Origin of the sequence: Halorubrum sp. Atlit-26R, assembly GCF_003666015.1 — an archaeon.
Taxonomy (GTDB): Archaea; Halobacteriota; Halobacteria; order Halobacteriales; family Haloferacaceae; genus Halorubrum.
In genome coordinates this window covers 1-813 of record NZ_QPLT01000173.1, presented here as the reverse complement: position 1 = coordinate 813, position 813 = coordinate 1, and the positions used below count along the sequence as shown (strand labels likewise).

The window sequence follows — 813 nt, the reverse complement described above, 5'->3', positions numbered from 1 at the left end:
GTCGACGCGATCGCCGACACCTGCGACTGCCCGGACGCACTCCACCGGGCGCCCGACGGGGGCTGTAAGCACCGGCTTCGGGTGGCGCTGGCCCGCGGCGAGCGACCGATCCCGGGCTGGGTTGACCGCTCGGCGATCGACGAGCAGCTGGGGCAGCACCTCTCGGCGAGCCCGCTCATCGCTACAGCCGACGGCGGCACGGAGGTGTTCGAGGCGTGACGGACGACGAGATGGGTCACGCGTCATCGGTTGCCGAGCAGCTGCGGCAGGCCGAGGAGAACGACGAGATTCCGGAGTCGAGCGCCGACCGAAGTTCGATCCGGCTCGCCGTCGACGGCGAGCTGCTCGACCCGGACAACCCGATCGACTACCTCGTGATGCTGCTCTTGGAGGGCAAGCGCTACGACGGCGCGTGGGACGGCGACCAAGGGGCTGTCGCGAAGTACGCGATCGCCACGTGGTGTCAGGAGATCGGCTGGGCGCCAGACCTGACCGGGTACGACGCCGGCGAGGTGGTCAGCCTCGGCGATGAGATCCCGTACTGTAACGCCGCGTTCTACGGCCACGCCGGCGATGAAGAAGCAGCCACGGACATCGACATGGTTGCGGTTGACGAGGCGCTCGAGCCCGTCGACGTTGAGGCCCAGGACATCATCGACGAGGTCGACGACGTCCAGGAGGGCGACGATGTCGAGTGATGCCTCCAGTGACGGCCAGCGAAGGCGCTTGTCGATGCTGGACACGAGCGAGTACCTCGGCAGTCACGACGTCGACGACGACCTTCAGGCGCGTATCGGGTACTCCGACCCGCCG

At 68.1% G+C, this 813-nt stretch carries 1 protein-coding gene and 1 pseudogene; both read left to right on the top strand.

Going from position 1 to position 813, the window contains the following annotated elements; all coding sequences use genetic code 11:
• Positions 1–219: pseudogene (locus tag DVK07_RS19990) on the top strand (hypothetical protein); the annotation flags it as partial.
• A complete protein-coding gene (locus tag DVK07_RS19985) occupies positions 216–698 on the top strand; it encodes a hypothetical protein (RefSeq protein WP_199719653.1) in 483 nt (160 codons plus the stop codon). The pseudogene DVK07_RS19990 and the gene DVK07_RS19985, both read left to right, overlap by 4 nt.
• Positions 699–813: the final 115 nt, after the last annotated feature.